Origin of the sequence: Paenibacillus qinlingensis, assembly GCF_031455095.1 — a bacterium.
Lineage (GTDB): Bacteria > Bacillota > Bacilli > Paenibacillales > NBRC-103111 > Paenibacillus_E > Paenibacillus_E qinlingensis_A.
Map to the genome: position 1 here is coordinate 292,309 of NZ_JAVDSB010000002.1, position 15,460 is coordinate 307,768.

The window sequence follows — 15,460 nt, forward strand, 5'->3', positions numbered from 1 at the left end:
CGATGGCTACGATGTTTCCACTACGTAATGTGAAACGAAGCTCTACGGATGACGATAAAATCCAAAACTTTCTTAAACAAGCCGACATTGGATTTCTTGGCCTATCTTCCGAAGATGTGCCCTATGTCATTCCACTTAATTTCTCATTTCTAAACAACGCTATTTATTTTCATGGGGCTGAGGAAGGAAGAAAAATCACATATATCGAGCAAAACCCTCGCGCCTGTTTCACCATAAGCGAAAATTACGGAACGATTACGAGTCCGGTACCCGCTAAAACAGATACTGCCTTTATGAGTGTTATCATCGAAGGCAACTTGGAACGCGTAACCGATTTAGATGAAGCGACAGCAGCTATGCAGGTCATGTTGGACAAGTATGTACCAGGCTATTATGATAAGCCGCTGGGGCGAACTCATTTGGATCGCTACGTTTCTCCGTTAGGTAGTAAAACCGCGATCTATAAATTAAGCGCGGCCTCCTTGGCAGCCAAAGAGAAAGTAGAAATCCCTGATCGTATGTTCTATGAAGGCAGAACCGTTCAGAACGACCGAGGGTAATGTAGATTATTGTCTCGGTAATTCCAAAGGTGCAATCACTTCCCAATAAGAAGTGATTGCACCTTTTATTTCACACTACCAATATCTAAAAAAGGCGTAATCTAGTAGTTAAAAGCCTTTCCTAGTACTTCGTTGCGTTCATATCATAAGTAGAGAGGAGGGATCATAGATGGAAGAAGACATGCTGCACAAATTGAATCAAATTCGAGTACGAAAAAGCGAGACGGTTGTTAACATCGATAATCCGTCAGGCTACCGTTTAATTGGTAAAGGCAAGCAAGGCGCTGTTTTTCAAATTGATGAGCATCGTTGTGTAAAAGTATATTACCGTGAAGAAAGCTGTCAGCAAGAACTGCGCAACTTAATGCTAGGTGGACAAGCAGGTATTTGTCCAAAGGTGCATTTCTGGGGCAGTGATTTTATTGTGATGGACTATTTAACTGTTCCAAGCTTGTATGATTATTTGCAGCAAAATGCAATGACTCGCTCATTAGCTGCAAAAATTATTAAACTGTTGGAGACGTTTGAGGAAGTCGGATACAACCGATTTGACCACTCGGCGCGGCATATTTTTATGATGCCGGATGAGACTATGAAAATCATCGATGTCGTCCACGTGATTAAACCGACTCCGGTTTATTTCGCGCAAAAGCTGATTTCGGATATGGGACAATACGCTCCGGAATTTATCGACTATGTGCGTGAGATCAGTCCCCAATGGTACGATCTTTGGGTGAGTCAACCAGATTTTGAGCAAGTCATGACTATGATTAAAGAAAAAAGCGAAGCTTCGAACGACAACGACTAACGCAATCTTCCTTACCTCCTTGCTTTTGAACTAATCATACAAACTAAAAATACTCGTTTTACGCGACGTAAGTAGCATAGAACGAGTATTTTTCAATTAAGAAGAACCGCATAATTTTTTGAATTTCACTAAGAGGTCAGGCAATTTATTTCTTGTGTTGATGAGATGCGATAACAAAGCTTCTCTCTCCGCAACTGACACATCCCAATCCTGAGGAATCGAGAACACAACTTGCTTAATCGTTTCATCAGACAAAGACAAGATCCGCACCAAATAATCATTTAACGCATTCCTATCTTTTAAAAGAGAGTAACACCATTGGTGAACCTTTAGATTCAAATTCATCTTCGTGTTTTTGAGCGTTTTTATAGTCCAATTCGAATCAGCAAAGCATCGTCCATGATCCATCATGTAAAAGTAGTGTTCATTGGCACCAAGCGGCTTTAACAGTGTATTTTTTTCTTTCCGATCCGTATTACTGAGCCAGAGATCAAATAAAATCACACCGGCAAGTATGTCCTGATTGTGGATCCGAAAGCTGCCTATTTTAAAAAAATCTGGGGTAAGATACGTGCTGCCCTCGATATACTGGCTAGCGAACTGACTGCCGGATTTAAATTTACTTTTAACCATTTCAGGTATGGCTTTAATAAAGTCATTGGAAACAGAGACAACTTGAAACGGGATTACTGGCAGAGAAAGAAGCTGCCCTAAGCTTGCCGCCACATATTCATTAACCAACACCCTTGTTCCGGTTGGGTTATTTTTGAATTTAACTACATAGCTCATGCCATCGCTAAACTGAATCAATTGGGGCTTCGAGTATCCTTCCGGCATACAGCTTATATGTTGAACAGGAACTAAATTAAGATCCATACCCGCAATCAACTCCCATGTCAAATGATCCTTCGAAATGTGTCAGCGTTAATCCGATACAGATACCGTGGCCGAAAACGGGGGACCGGGGAATATGCCATTTGACACCTGAAGTTGTTGGATAGACCCAAGCAAACAGGTTACCGGCTCGAATCCCCCGTTTCCCCCCTTCTGTATAGGAATCTAAGGAAGCACGGCCCTCCCGTATAAGTCGAAGGTAGTCGGTAGACATCCCAATATCGAGTGAAAGTGGCAATATGGCAGGAGGAATCTGCTCATATCGGATACGGATTCGGCTTTCATTCTTGTTTAACAGGAACCGTTTCTTTAAACCATACGCAGGGCTGTTGACCCCTCTATTCACAAGTACTAACTCGGCCTGGAAGTCTTCTGGAGAAGTACTACTTTCGATTTCATACACATCATGCTCGTACCCATAATCCGCTAGTGCTCCTGGATGATTCATAGGCGTATCCATAAAACCGTTCAGCTCTTCAAGCAAGTTCCAATCGTCCGTTGGATTGCCTATAAACATGCGTCCCGCCTGCTCTTTGAACGAAAAAGCATAGAGAATCCGCCCACCGTACGTAGGACTAATGACCACAGCTAAATCTTGGTTGCGCAATATGACTTCTTCGTGTCCGTCCTCGTCAATATCCTGTACCTCCAGCTTCAAAAGTCCCTCGCTATCTGTATCCTGCTGCCATTCTGCCGCCTTCAGTAATACATAAGCAGCGCGAGCGTGACTTGCAAGTGCGCGTGCCCATGGCGCTGGAGAGGCATCCTCCCATGATACGCCCGGATCGTGCCAGCCCGTTTCATAAGCGGAGGCAAGCAAATGCTTAATAGCCAGATCGATGAGCAAGCATGGTGCAGCCTGCCCTTTGGCAAACGTGAACACACTCTCCCACGCTTTTTCAATCATTTGCTGATACGGAGCCCAAGCGGACGAACCTGCCCAACCGGAATAATCCTCTCCAGCACCGAATATCCCTGCGAGCTCCATATACGTGCCCGGGCCAACGGAGCGAGATGGCCAATCCGTACGCTTGTTGAGCCAGTCTCCAAGTAAAACCGATACGACATCCTGTCTATTTGTCAGCCACTTCAAAAACAACTCGTAATGCTGAATAGATTGGGGATCCCACATAGGAGGAATTCCCGCTGCCTTTTCCATATCATCACCGTAGATGGCGATAACATCCTCCCCACGGTCAACCTCCTGCTGCAATTCATTCATTAATTGATCTAGCTTTTCTTCATTTAACCTACTTTGGAAAGGCATATTCAGTCTCATCTCCGTAGAAATAGGCAGAGCAATTAAACCGCTAGTGTCTTTCACCACATATGGCTTGTATAAGCTTGGATCGAAACGGCGTTGTTCGTCGAAGCTGGCGCGCTCATCCCCTTGCAGGAACAAACGGTCATCAGCCAAAACATATCGGTACCCACCGTTACAAAGGCTTGCATTCCTTACAGTTTCAGCAAGGCGTTCCGTGTCCCATACCCTCTCAGGTATCCAGAATCCCTTTACATCTGACGTACTTACACCTAGCCATGCTTGATATAACCGCAATTCTTCTTCCAATTGAAATCGGTTAAAGTCTTGACTGAACAGCGTCATGATATTTTGCGCGTAGGTTGAACCTATCAGTTCCACCAATCCAGCCCTCCATAAATCGGAGATTTCTTCCAGAAAAAGTGGATCAAACCATGCACAGGTTTCAATTAATGTACCGCTGATATGAAGGTGAAACGGAATGTCATATTTGCTGTGAAGTTCTAGTATGGCACGCAGTCCCGACGATCCGTCCGTTGGTCCGATCGTTTCCCCGATACCAGGACGATTCACATAGCCATTGGTTATCAAATACTGGTTCGCATGATGGACAATCGCAACCGGAATTCTGGCGGGCCTCATCAGAAAGCACTTCCCTGCAAAGATAGCTCACATTCTTGAAGGAATGGATCAACGATATCCAAGGCTCCGGTCTTACATACGCATAGTTCATAATGGAGACTTTCAAACAAAGAGCGGGAACGGCATTGACATAAGCGTATCAGGAAGGACGCATGTTCCGATTCCGGAATCCCGGTAAGGTAAGTATCCATCAACATGTTCACGGCCGGCTGAAAGAAATGGAAATCACCCTTCTTATAAAATGCGCTCAACTGAATTTGGCAGGCATGATAAGCGACATCCCAAGCCGGATCTCCAATAAAGTGGTGGTCAAAATCAATGGCCGTCACCTTATGCTCGTCCCAAAAAACATTTTTGATATGAAAATCCCCGTGCAGCATGGATAAGTTATCTCTACTAGCCGTTACTGGATGGAGCATCAACTGATTAACAAGCGATTGGAAAGCTGCCTCCTTTTCAGGAACGACTTTCGTCAACTCTGTGATTAAACGGGTAAAATCTACATCCGCCCTCGTCCTTCTGAGCTGCTTGATTGGCATAAGCGGGACTCCGTGCAGTTGCTTTAACCAGATAGCCACTTGGTAAGCTGCCTCAACAGCTTGGTCCGTTTCATACATCCAATCCCTTATGATTTTCCCAGGCGCTTTGGACATCAGCAGCAGATTATAGGATTGAAGATAGGCAATAGGGCGTACAATCGTATAGTCAACTTCATCATTCATTCCGTTTGCCCAAAGATGCCGCATTAAATAGTAGCCCGCCATCCCTTTCTCCGGGTCCGAAAATATTTTCCCTATGACCGCTTCCTGGACTTCCTCACCATTCTGTTTGCTGTACGTTACTGCATATTCCAGAATCCATTTTTTCATTTTGGGCATGCACGCTACTAAAGTGAACGATAGGACATGCCTCGGTTCATCGATAAAATCCGCTTCATAAGCGGCAATCATTTCCTCCATAGGGAGAATGGGATATTCCTCTTTCATTGGTAAGGCTCCTTTCTATCAGCCTGAGCACACCACTGCGAATAGAGCAGAATGGTTTGGTCGGCTATCGATTTCCATGAAAAGCGCTGTATTTCTTGAACTCCCCTTCGAGCTAAAGACTGCTGCATGGCGGGATCATCTAACAAGGTAAGGATGGCTTTAGCCAATTGTTTCGGGTTACCCGGTTCCACGCGGCATACGTTTTGAACGATTTCACTAGCTCCTGTCGTCGTTGTGATAATTGTCGGAACCCCCGAGGCCATCGCCTCTAGCACAGTAATTCCAAACGGCTCCGATATAGACGGAAGCACATAAACCTGGGCATCCTTATAGCATTTCTGTAGCTGTTCTCCTTTAACAGTGCCTGTGAAGGTTATATGTTCATCGATTTTCCAGCGGTGCGCTTGCCGACGCAGTGGCCCGAGCAAGTTGCCATCCCCTGCGATCATAAAGCGTGTCTCTCTTTCAGCGAGAATCATACGTGCCGCCTTCAGAAAATCACTAGGTCCCTTTTGCCCAGTCACTCTTCCTAAAAATAACACATACCCTTCTGATGTTCCGTAATCCCGATCTGCTGCCAAGCTTTGAAAGGAGAAGGCATGAATACCGTTATAAATCACGGAGACTGTGCTCGGGTCAGCACCGTATCTCTGCACCAAACTTTCTTTCGTACGGGCAGAAACAGTGATGGTATGTGTTGCTGCTTGAAACGCCTCATGCTCAATAGCTAAAATTCCGGGGTGAGGGGGCAAGCCTGCCGCTCGGTCATACTCTGTAGAGTGAACGGTCCAAATTAGGGGAATTCCGTACAGTTCTTGGAGACGCATCGCTGCAAAAACGCCCATCCAATCATGTGCATGAATGACATCCACTCCCTGCGGTTGAAAAACCTCCTCAAGCCGGTCTCGGAACGCGTGAATACTCGCCCAAACCCTATTATCTCCTTCCGAATAAGCGGATGATTGCTGACCAATATCCAACCGGTGCATAACCATCCCCTCCGGGATATGAAATACCGTATCCCTGTCAGTCGGGAGATAAAAATCAATACATACCGCTTGTTTGACCAGCTCCTCAACCAGCGATTGGCAGTGTACACCCAGTCCTCCTGAAAATTGCGGAGGGAACTCCCAAGCGATCATAGCAATTTTCATCGAGAATCCCTCCTAAAGCGATGTCTTTGTAACGTATTTTTGCGACTCAGGATGATTGATCCATTGTTGGTGCAACTCGGGATTCAGTACCTCCAGGTGTTGGAGAAACACACCAGTCCACGTCCCCAACCCTTTCAACAGCTTCTTAGGGGGATAATCCGCAGAGACAGCTTTATCACTGATATTGACAACCTTTAGGGTCCCGTCCGGCATGACATAAATGTCTTCAGGTGCATGACCAGATCCCCATCCCAATTCTTTAGAGACGCTTAGCAACCGCAACAGACGGCTTGTAAATTCCTGTGAAAGTCCGTTCATCTCCATGTAGCTGAGCAGGTTCGGAGTCTTCAGGGATTCCAACACCAAGAAGGTCGGGCCAAATAAGTAAACCTTTGGCGTAATGCCGTAGACAGCTCCTTTATGAAGCAGATTGTATTCCTCCTCTGCTCTGCCTTCCTTGGCATAAATCTTAACGATACGTGTTTCATCCAAGTGAAAGGTTACACTTTTTTTGCCAATACCGATCAGTGTCAGGTCTGTTGGGTTATCTACAGTTAATTCTTCAGTAGGATCCACTCGATCCACTTTGATAGATTTAATCTTCCTAGTCACACTTGCCTCCATAAGCTTTCTCAACTCATTCATCATTGAAAACATGTCTATCATCCTTTCCTCTGTTTAATAGATTAATCGTTTAATTAATAGTTTTCCCACTCTAAACCTTTATTGTCATTTTTTAAAACTAAATAAAAAAAGAACTCCCGTATTCCCCCCTAAACGAATAAATTCACACGATAAACAGAACCTTTTCTGCCTGTCTTACCCTGATAATCTAAAGTATGATTAAGAAATTATTAAGGAACGGCTAATCTATTAATCTATCAGTCCATTCCTATCCTATCTTTACAAAATATTAATAATGCATAGATAGAAAGATACACGAAAAAGCCCATACTGGCGTATGGACTTTGGTTGGACAATATTCTGTAAAGTTACATGAGTATTCCTTCCATTAACTGCTAATAATATCGAGTATAACTATGAGATAAATGAGTGGTGAACAATGAAAGACATTACGTTTAAGGCGTTGGCTATTACCAATGAAATCGATCTGAACAAAATTGCTATTCATTGCGGTATTCCCAAAAAATACACATGGGAACAACCTTTAATTCTCAGTAATAAAGTTCTTCAAAAAATCTATCACAAGGAAATAGATGAACTACAACAAGTGCTGGTCTTTTCCTTTGGCAGTGTTGTCTTCGTGAATTTGACACATCAGGATGAAATCAAGGCTTTATTGAAGTTTATTCAATCATTTGAGACCGATATCGCACTCGAAAGAGCGGATAAATTCACAGATGATTATAGTCTGCATATCGAAGAAACCGATAGTATGACATTAACGGATGAATATGTGGTCGTTGCGGAGTATGAGTTCTTCTTTCCTGAAATCATTGCTACGGTTCTCGCCAAATCAGTGGCACTTGAGAGGAGTGAGGAGCAGCTCGGGAAGATTCAAGATAACCTCGAAGTCATCATAGACCGGCTGGAAAAAGGAAAGCTTCGCGTTGGCAACAAAGAATTGGCAAAAACGACTGCCAAGATTGTTCGCCACGAGTATAACACGTTAGCCTATATCATGATTTTGGATAAACCTGAGTTGACATGGACACATAGCTCAGCAAGCCAATTTTACGAGGAGATGATCGTATTTTTTGAGTTAAATGATCGTTATACTATATTAAAAAGTAAAACTGATATTCTCTATCATATCTTAGAAGGCTTTTCGACGATTAGTCATTCGATACGAGGACTTTTTGTTGAATGGATTGTTGTGATTCTTATCGTCATCGAGGTTGTGTTAACAGTATTGCAAATTATCGGTTGGCTTCCATCTTCACATTGAATAGATTAAACACGCTGTTCCCCGCGTTGCTCCAGTCCCGCCTTCGCAACTTGGACAGCTCTCTGAATCTCTTCGTAACTGGTACAGCGGCACAGATTGGACTGCAGCCAGCCCCGAATCTCATCCTCATCCGCATCTGGCTTAGATTGCAGCAGGGCATGACAAACCATAATAAATCCCGATGTACAAAATCCGCATTGAAAAGCAAACGTTTCTATAAACGCTTGCTGCACGGCCGTTTCTCCGCCTAAGCCTTCGATTGTTGTCACCTTGCTGCCAGGAGCTTCAACGGCAAGCATAAAGCAGGACTTGATTGGCGTCCCATTGACCAGTACAGTGCACGCGCCGCAATCCCCATTCTCGCATCCAGCTTTAGCGCCGGTAAGTCCAAGACTTTCCCGCAACACGCGCAGCAGCGTATCCGCTGAACGAATGGTCAATTGGTGCCTTTTCCCATTGACTGTGAGCTCGACTTCTCTCTTTCCACTACCTCGAGCTTGCATCGTCAACCTCCTCTCCGTTCCAGTGCAGCTAATGAATCTGATAAAGAATTGCGAAGCACGAATCTGCGATAATCGGCTGAAGCGAGTATATCGTTGAGAACGGGGAACGGCCAGTTTCGGATGATCTGATCGATTCGCATTTCAGGAGAAAGTGACGCATCGTTCAGCCGCTCATCGATCTGTTGTGAGCGAAAGGGCACTGCGCTGACGCCACTGAAGGCGAACCGCATCCAGCCTCCCGTGTTCATCGCGCAAATGCGAACGATTGGGTAATCGATGTAAGCTATTTTGGTACGCTTCACAGTGAACGTCGGTTGATCCAGATACTTTCGATCGGTGATGATCTGGATTAGCATTTCCCCTCGCTCTAACCGGAGTCCTCCGTTGAAGACGGAGTGAATCGATGCCTGCCGAGCCCCATTGGGACTTGCAAGAACAACTTCGCTGTCTGTGAGTAAGAAGGGCAGCAGAGCCTCCCGATAAAATAACGTTCCGCACAAATGGCCTCCAATCGTTATTTTGTTACGGTTTGTCTGATCTGCCAAATGATGAACGGTCTCGGTGAGCAGTGGAAAAGAATTGTCACCGGCGAGCTCCGTAAGTGTCCGTGCCGCCCCGACGATCCATTGCCCCTCTTTATGCAGCAGCACATTGGATTCAGGAATGCCCTTTACATCGATCACTGCCCCTGTTCGAAGCTGATTTAGGCGGGCCCTCGTTATAATCTCTGTGCCTCCGGAGTAATAAATCGGATCCAGTCCCAATGAGTCAGCGCGCTGAAACGCCTGAATGGCTTCTTCCACCGTAGATGGCAATTCATACTCGAAATCAAAAGAGATCACGTACAGACCCCCTTACGCGCCATATATACTCAGGTGTAAGCGGCAGCTGATTCAGCTCAACCCCCGCTGCGATCGAGAGTGCGTTCGCCAGAGCGCCTGGCATACCGATCGTTCCATTCTCCGCTATGCCTCGAGCACCGTAAGGGCCATCGATAAAAGGCGTCTCGACGAAATCAACTAGATATTCGGGCTGATCGCCAAATCGGGTTATTTTATAACTCCGCAACTGAGGATTCAGTACGACACCTGCATGGTTGAACAGGAACGCCTCACGTGTCGCGAAGCTCAAACCCATATTCATTCCGCCTACGACTTGCCCATGGGCCGTCCCAGCGTTGATCACTTTACCCGCGTCAATGACCGAGACTGCTTTCAAGATCCGGTATGTACACTCCCTCGAATCGAACTCAACGACAACCGCTTGTGCGCTTACCGTCCATTGTTGACCAGGAATTCCCTTCCCCGTCTGCGGATCCAGCGACTTCAGATGATGCACACGATATCTTCCGCGACCGATCACCAAATTTCCAGAAGCACTGCCATCCGGATACATATATCCACTAACGAGCGTTCGTATCTCTAGATAAACACTGGGCTCATTTTTCACATATACGTTTCCACCGCCAACCACAAGCTCTTCCGTAGGCTTCTTTAGAACGATCGAAGCGTTGTGCTTCAGCTGTGCGATTGCATCATCTGCTGCATCAAGAACAGCCCGGCCAACCATCATCGTGGAGCTGCTTGCAACCGTCTTCCAATGCTCAGGCGTGATTTGGGTATCAATATCCATTTTGATATGAATCTGATGGACCGGCATATTCATTCTCTCCGCTGCAAGCTGAGCCATGGCCGTTCGATTCCCTTGACCGATTTCGACAGCGCCAACACTCAGGTTAAGCGACCCGTCGTGATTGAACGTGATGGTAGCGCCTGATCCTAGGTCGATCATCGAACCGGACACTTTCCAAATGCACGAGACCCCTGTGGCTATAACTTTATAGGGATCTTGCGGCACGCGATGCGCATCTTCCCACTGCATGAGCTCTTTCAACTTGCGAATGCATTGCCTTAGATCGCCAACACTGCTACGGCTCAGTAACGTTTGCGTCGGAGTAGTGTCCCCCGGTTGAATAGCATTGCGATCCCTTAGTTCTAAGGGATCCATTTGCAGCTTTTTCGCCAACATATCCATCGCTCGCTCTGTACAATAGAGCACTTCGGAGTGCCCGAACCCTCGAAACGCGGTTGCATAGGGATGGTTCGTATACACGCTGAGTGCGTCACAATGAACATTGTCAATTCGGTATGGCCCTGTACAATCCACGGCTGCAGATTCCGTAACGATAGCACCTACATCCGTATAGCCACCATTGTCAAACAAAAGTGTGATCTCTGCCGCAGTTAGCCGCCCGTCACGAGTAGCGCCGAGCTTTACTTGCGCTTCCAATCCGATATGGCTCGGCGATCCGATCATATCGCTCTCGCGGGTATTGTTCAGCTTGACCGGACGGCCGCCGCAGGCAAGTGATGCCAAATAACCGATATATTCGAGTTGGACGGATCCTTTCCCCCCGAAAGCACCCCCGACCAGCGGTACGCGAACAATGACTTTCGATTGGTCTATCCCAAAAAAGCGCTGAAACAATCGCTTCATCGTGAAAGGGTCTTGCGTTGACGTTTCAATTTCTACCGTACCGTCTGGCTTCGCTTCTACAATGGCACATCGCGGTTCCATCGCGCAGTGATCTGACGTATTGAAGGCGTAACTGCCTTCAACCGTGACTTCGCTTAATGCCCAGCCGGCTTGCATGTCACCTTTTCTAATTTTCACGTGATTTCCAATATTCGTCCCTGGTACAGGATGAACATCATTTGTCTTATGATAGCTGGATAAGTTCTCATGAATTAATGGTGCTCCTGTCCGCAGCGCGCTACTAGGAGAATTAACGACAGGCAGCGGCTCGAAACCAGTTCGAATCAGCCTTGCTGCTTCCTTGGCAATCTGTTCGTTATCCGCAACGACGACTGCATAGGGCTCGCCGTAATACCTGACTTTCCCTTGTGCTATCGGTGGTCGATCGAACAGTACGGTACCGACAAGCACGGAGTGATCATCCCCCGTTACAACAGCATGAACACCCGTTACTTGCAGGGCTGCAGCGTAGTCGATATATTGAATTCGGGCATGGGCATGGGGACTTGTCACCAGCCAGCCATGCAAGTGACTAGGAGACTGCCTATCATTCGTATATCGAGCAACGCCTGTCACTTTATCTTTGGATTCGACTCGTGGAATCGCTTTGCCAATGACGGTCAAGTCTCACTCCCCCCTTTTTCCAATCGTCATTGTACATCTTATATGGAAAAGGGTCGTCCTATACTCACCAAATTAAAACCAAAATGATGGATACCTGCGTTTTTTGTCTAGATTATTAATTAGTAAAGCTACAATGACAATAACAACTGATCCTAACAGAACGGGCGTAATCAAAAAAGACCAACTGCTGCCGCTTAGAATAACTACCAATGGATCTGCACCTGCAGGTGGATGTGTTGTTTTGCTCAACATCATCAAACCAATCGCCAGACCCACAGCAACTGCCATAACCCAAGTGCCATGACCAAAGAGATGCAAACAAAGTAACCCTATTGAAGTTGAAATCACATGTCCTCCGATAATATTGCGCGGCTGCGACAATGGGGCATCCCAAAGTCCGAAAGCCAAAACGCAGGTTGCACCAAAGGGAGCCATCATCCATACGCTCGAGGTTAGTTCCGACAATAAGGCTAAAAGTGCTATAGCCGTAAATCCGCCTAACGAACCGATTAACACATGCCTTGGAACGATTTTTAACGGACTTCTATTTTTACTTCTCATCTTCTGCCAAAATCCTAGGTTTTCATTGTTATTCATTTTTCAACTTCACCCCAAAAGTCAAAGTACTAGTTAACTAGTTATATGACATTTTTAGTGATGTGTCAACCGCTATATTTTTTTATGAATTCGTACATTTTCTTGGATTTCGAATGAAATACCTTTATAATTTAACTAGCTAACTATGAAAAGAGGTTGTTTGTAGTGGAAGAAGAGAAAACCTATATCCTTCAAGTTAATCCCCAATTGACCTTTAACGTAAATACACAAATCAAAGAACAAATAAAATGGCTCATCGGAATTGGACAAATGAAAAGCGGTGATATGCTGCCTACAGCAAGTCAATTAGCGGATGAGCTCGGGCTTAATCGAAATACAGTCAATTGGGTATATAACCAACTGCGTGATGAGGGGCTCGTTACGATACAGAAAGGACGCGGTACGCAGGTCAGCAGTGGATGCGAGATTAAACAACTCTTGGAAGAGCGGAAACCTATGCAGCAGCTTTTGAATGAGACGATTAGCGAAGCCGCTTCATTGGGATTCGATTTACAATCCTTTTTCACGGCTGGTCTTGCCTACTCGTTACTGCACCCTCCTTACCAAACTGATAAGCCGCGAATTCTACTAGTCGAATGCCGAGGTCATGATTATCCTTTTTATCGCCAGCAGATCGAACAAGCTACTGACTGTGAAGTCGAGACTTTATTTCTCGAGGATAACTCCTTAGATGATGATTCTGTTCGAGAAGCGGCCATGCGTTTTGATGTTATCATTACAACTTTGAATCACGCTGAGGAAGTTAAAGAACGTTTTGCCCGCTTCGACTCTAAGGTTATCGTGATCGGAGCAACAATCGAAACATCTCTTCTGCTTGAGATCGCTAAACTGCAGCAAGGAACCCATGTTACCTTTGTTTGTTTGGGAAAAGTAGGGGGAGAATGGATGGCCAACCGGATTCAGGAAGCGGGGATTACTCAGCTTCATTGTGAGAGTGTAGGGATGAGTGAAACCGAACGTCTGGCAGAGACATTTCAGAACTCGGACAAAATTTATGCCTCTGCCGCCGTATTTCCAGAACTGAGTAAATTACTGCCTGAAAAAACAGAGCTATACCCTATGAGGTTGGAAAAAAGCAGCGAGAACTTATTGCATGAAATCGCTTCTCAAGTGAAGCGATAATTCAAAAAGATCCCCTAGACGGAACACCTCTGAAAAGTGTCCAGTCTATGGGGATCCTTTTTACCTGGAAGCCTGTCATTTGAACCATCCCTTCTCTTTAAAACGCATAATAGCCTCAATTCGGTTACTGACATTGAGCTTATCGAGAATAACGGAGATGTAGTTGCGAACAGTACCTCTTGTTATGAACATATGATCCGCGATTTCCTTTGTAGTTTTGCCATCGGCGATCAGGTTCAGCACTTCCTTTTCCCTCTCGGTCAAAGGATTTTCTTCCTTGTAAGTCTCATCTACCAGTTCTGAGGCGTAGATGCGTCTGCCTGCCATCACACTCCGAATCGAAGTTGCCAGTTCCTCGCTTGGGCTATCTTTCAGCAAATATCCGTTGGCCCCAGCCTTCACGGCCCTTTCAAAATACCCGTAACGAGCAAACGTGGTCAATATAATGACTTTGCAACCCAGTCCCTTCAGTTCCTCCGCCGCATCTAAACCGTTCATAATAGGCATCTCGATATCCATGACACAAATATCTGGCTTATGCAGTTTAACCAGTTTCACAGCATCCTCGCCATTGCTTGCTTTACCAACGACCTGCATATCCTCTTCCAAATCCAGTAAGGATGCAAGTGCACCGAGTAGCATCCGTTGATCTTCGGCAATCACAATTCGAATCATAGCTGCACCTCCCTTTCTGGTGGTATGATGGCATTCGGTACTTTGATAACAATAATGGTTCCATTGTCTGAGACGATTTCCATACAACCGTTTACAAACTCAAGTCGCTCTTTCATGCCCCGTAATCCATTACCAAGTAACACAAGGCATTCTTTCGTCATGCCAATCCCATTATCCCCAACCTTAATAATGAGGTCGCTAGGCGACGGCTCAATGGAGATCGAACACGTCGTTGCAGAGCTATGTTTGATAATATTCGTAACGGATTCCTTCAAACACATGCTCAGCACATTCTCATTGATCAGCGACGTGTTTGTTAACTTCGGATCTCCCTCCAGAACGAGGTCGATCTCTGCAGCTTTCAAAATCTGTTTGATTCGAAAAATCTCTTCCACTAGTCTCGTTCCGCGCATTTGCGTTACGATTTCCCGGACTTCCTTTAACGCGATTCTAGCTGTCTGGCGAACATCATTGATTTCGATTTGTGCTTGCGCCGGATTTTTGGTAATTAACTTCCCAGCCAAATCACTCTTCAAACCAATTAACGAGAGCTTCTGACCCAGTGTATCGTGTAGGTCGCGGGCAATTCTTTGACGCTCTTCTAGCTTTACCAACTCCGAAATCCGCTTATTGGCATCCTCAAGTTGGCCCTGGAGCTGCTCACTCCGATTTCGGTTAAATGTGGTGACTGGAATGAGAATAACGGCAATCACACTAATAATGATAAAAGGCAATTGGTCAAAATACACAGGATTTTGTGATACCAATCCATAGTTAATCGTGACAATCGTCGTTACTAGATGAATGCAGTACAACGTAATAAATCCTGCCTTACTTTTCATGGTGCCAATAAAAAATGCCAAAAACAGAGAGAAGTACACATAGCTGAATACAACAGCCATGATAATCGAAATAATAATTTGTACGCTAGTCCAAAAGTACACAATCCATCCTTTAGATACAAAAGACAGCACATAGCAACTAAAGAAAACCATGATCATGATTGTGCCTAATACAATGTGGTAGGTCGTCGAAGAACGAAATATGAAATAAAAAGGAAGGATATAAAAGACTACCCACACATACGGACTAAGACCGGTGTTTTTGTGAAAAATTTGATACCACTTTTGCATAGTCCGCTTAGCCTCTTTTTCTTCAACATAGATTTA

15 protein-coding genes are annotated in these 15,460 nt (G+C 45.3%); 4 read left to right on the forward strand and 11 right to left on the reverse strand.

What is annotated here, in order from left to right; translation table 11 throughout:
* Nucleotides 1-11: 11 nt before the first annotated feature.
* Both J2736_RS09195 and J2736_RS09200 read left to right on the forward strand, forming a co-directional pair.
* On the forward strand, nucleotides 12-560 hold the full coding sequence (locus J2736_RS09195) for a pyridoxamine 5'-phosphate oxidase family protein (RefSeq protein WP_310225711.1): 549 nt from the start codon (nucleotides 12-14) through the stop codon (nucleotides 558-560).
* A gap of 169 nt (nucleotides 561-729) precedes the next feature.
* A complete protein-coding gene (locus J2736_RS09200) occupies nucleotides 730-1,368 on the forward strand; it encodes a hypothetical protein (RefSeq protein WP_310225713.1) in 639 nt (212 codons plus the stop codon).
* Nucleotides 1,369-1,464: 96 nt separating this feature from the next.
* Here the strand turns inward: J2736_RS09200 and J2736_RS09205 are convergent, their stop codons facing one another.
* The 5 genes from J2736_RS09205 to J2736_RS09225 are packed head-to-tail and all read right to left on the reverse strand — an operon-like array spanning nucleotide 1,465 to nucleotide 6,953.
* Nucleotides 1,465-2,244 carry a HipA family kinase gene (locus J2736_RS09205; protein WP_310225715.1) on the reverse strand — a complete coding sequence of 260 codons (780 nt, stop codon included), beginning with the start codon at nucleotides 2,242-2,244 and terminating at the stop codon, nucleotides 1,465-1,467.
* Nucleotides 2,234-4,165, reverse strand: a complete 1,932-nt coding sequence (locus J2736_RS09210; RefSeq protein WP_310225717.1) for a hypothetical protein — start codon at nucleotides 4,163-4,165, stop codon at nucleotides 2,234-2,236. The genes J2736_RS09205 and J2736_RS09210 overlap by 11 nt, the downstream gene beginning before the upstream one ends.
* Nucleotides 4,165-5,151, reverse strand: coding sequence for an aminoglycoside phosphotransferase family protein (locus J2736_RS09215; protein WP_310225719.1), 987 nt, complete (start codon nucleotides 5,149-5,151; stop codon nucleotides 4,165-4,167). The genes J2736_RS09210 and J2736_RS09215 overlap by 1 nt, the downstream gene beginning before the upstream one ends.
* The gene (locus tag J2736_RS09220; RefSeq protein ID WP_310225721.1) at nucleotides 5,148-6,305 is read right to left on the reverse strand and encodes a glycosyltransferase family 4 protein; all 1,158 of its coding nucleotides are present in this window, start codon (nucleotides 6,303-6,305) and stop codon (nucleotides 5,148-5,150) included. The genes J2736_RS09215 and J2736_RS09220 overlap by 4 nt, the downstream gene beginning before the upstream one ends.
* A gap of 12 nt (nucleotides 6,306-6,317) precedes the next feature.
* Nucleotides 6,318-6,953: a hypothetical protein gene (locus tag J2736_RS09225; RefSeq protein ID WP_310225722.1), complete on the reverse strand. Its 636-nt coding sequence runs from the start codon at nucleotides 6,951-6,953 to the stop codon at nucleotides 6,318-6,320.
* A 415-nt stretch (nucleotides 6,954-7,368) separates the two neighbouring features.
* Here J2736_RS09225 and J2736_RS09230 point away from each other — a divergent pair, with 415 nt between their 5' ends.
* On the forward strand, nucleotides 7,369-8,214 hold the full coding sequence (locus tag J2736_RS09230) for an RMD1 family protein (protein ID WP_310225723.1): 846 nt from the start codon (nucleotides 7,369-7,371) through the stop codon (nucleotides 8,212-8,214).
* A gap of 5 nt (nucleotides 8,215-8,219) precedes the next feature.
* On the opposite strand, the gene J2736_RS09235 is transcribed toward J2736_RS09230, so the two are convergent.
* From J2736_RS09235 to J2736_RS09250, 4 genes are all read right to left on the reverse strand, one after another.
* Entirely contained in the window at nucleotides 8,220-8,717 is a 498-nt protein-coding gene (locus J2736_RS09235; protein ID WP_310225726.1) for a (2Fe-2S)-binding protein, read from the reverse strand.
* 2 nt (nucleotides 8,718-8,719) lie between these two features.
* Nucleotides 8,720-9,559 (reverse strand): FAD binding domain-containing protein, encoded by an 840-nt coding sequence (locus tag J2736_RS09240; RefSeq protein WP_310225728.1) that lies wholly within the window; start codon nucleotides 9,557-9,559, stop codon nucleotides 8,720-8,722.
* Nucleotides 9,546-11,876, reverse strand: a complete 2,331-nt coding sequence (locus J2736_RS09245; RefSeq protein WP_310225730.1) for a xanthine dehydrogenase family protein molybdopterin-binding subunit — start codon at nucleotides 11,874-11,876, stop codon at nucleotides 9,546-9,548. The genes J2736_RS09240 and J2736_RS09245 overlap by 14 nt, the downstream gene beginning before the upstream one ends.
* A 72-nt stretch (nucleotides 11,877-11,948) precedes the next feature.
* On the reverse strand, nucleotides 11,949-12,473 hold the full coding sequence (locus J2736_RS09250; protein ID WP_310225733.1) for an HPP family protein: 525 nt from the start codon (nucleotides 12,471-12,473) through the stop codon (nucleotides 11,949-11,951).
* A 165-nt stretch (nucleotides 12,474-12,638) separates the two neighbouring features.
* Here J2736_RS09250 and J2736_RS09255 point away from each other — a divergent pair, with 165 nt between their 5' ends.
* Nucleotides 12,639-13,616, forward strand: a complete 978-nt coding sequence (locus J2736_RS09255; protein WP_310225735.1) for a GntR family transcriptional regulator — start codon at nucleotides 12,639-12,641, stop codon at nucleotides 13,614-13,616.
* A gap of 75 nt (nucleotides 13,617-13,691) precedes the next feature.
* Here the strand turns inward: J2736_RS09255 and J2736_RS09260 are convergent, their stop codons facing one another.
* Entirely contained in the window at nucleotides 13,692-14,291 is a 600-nt protein-coding gene (locus J2736_RS09260; RefSeq protein WP_310225737.1) for a response regulator transcription factor, read from the reverse strand.
* Nucleotides 14,288-15,424, reverse strand: a complete 1,137-nt coding sequence (locus tag J2736_RS09265; protein WP_310225739.1) for a sensor histidine kinase — start codon at nucleotides 15,422-15,424, stop codon at nucleotides 14,288-14,290. The genes J2736_RS09260 and J2736_RS09265 overlap by 4 nt, the downstream gene beginning before the upstream one ends.
* Nucleotides 15,425-15,460: the final 36 nt, after the last annotated feature.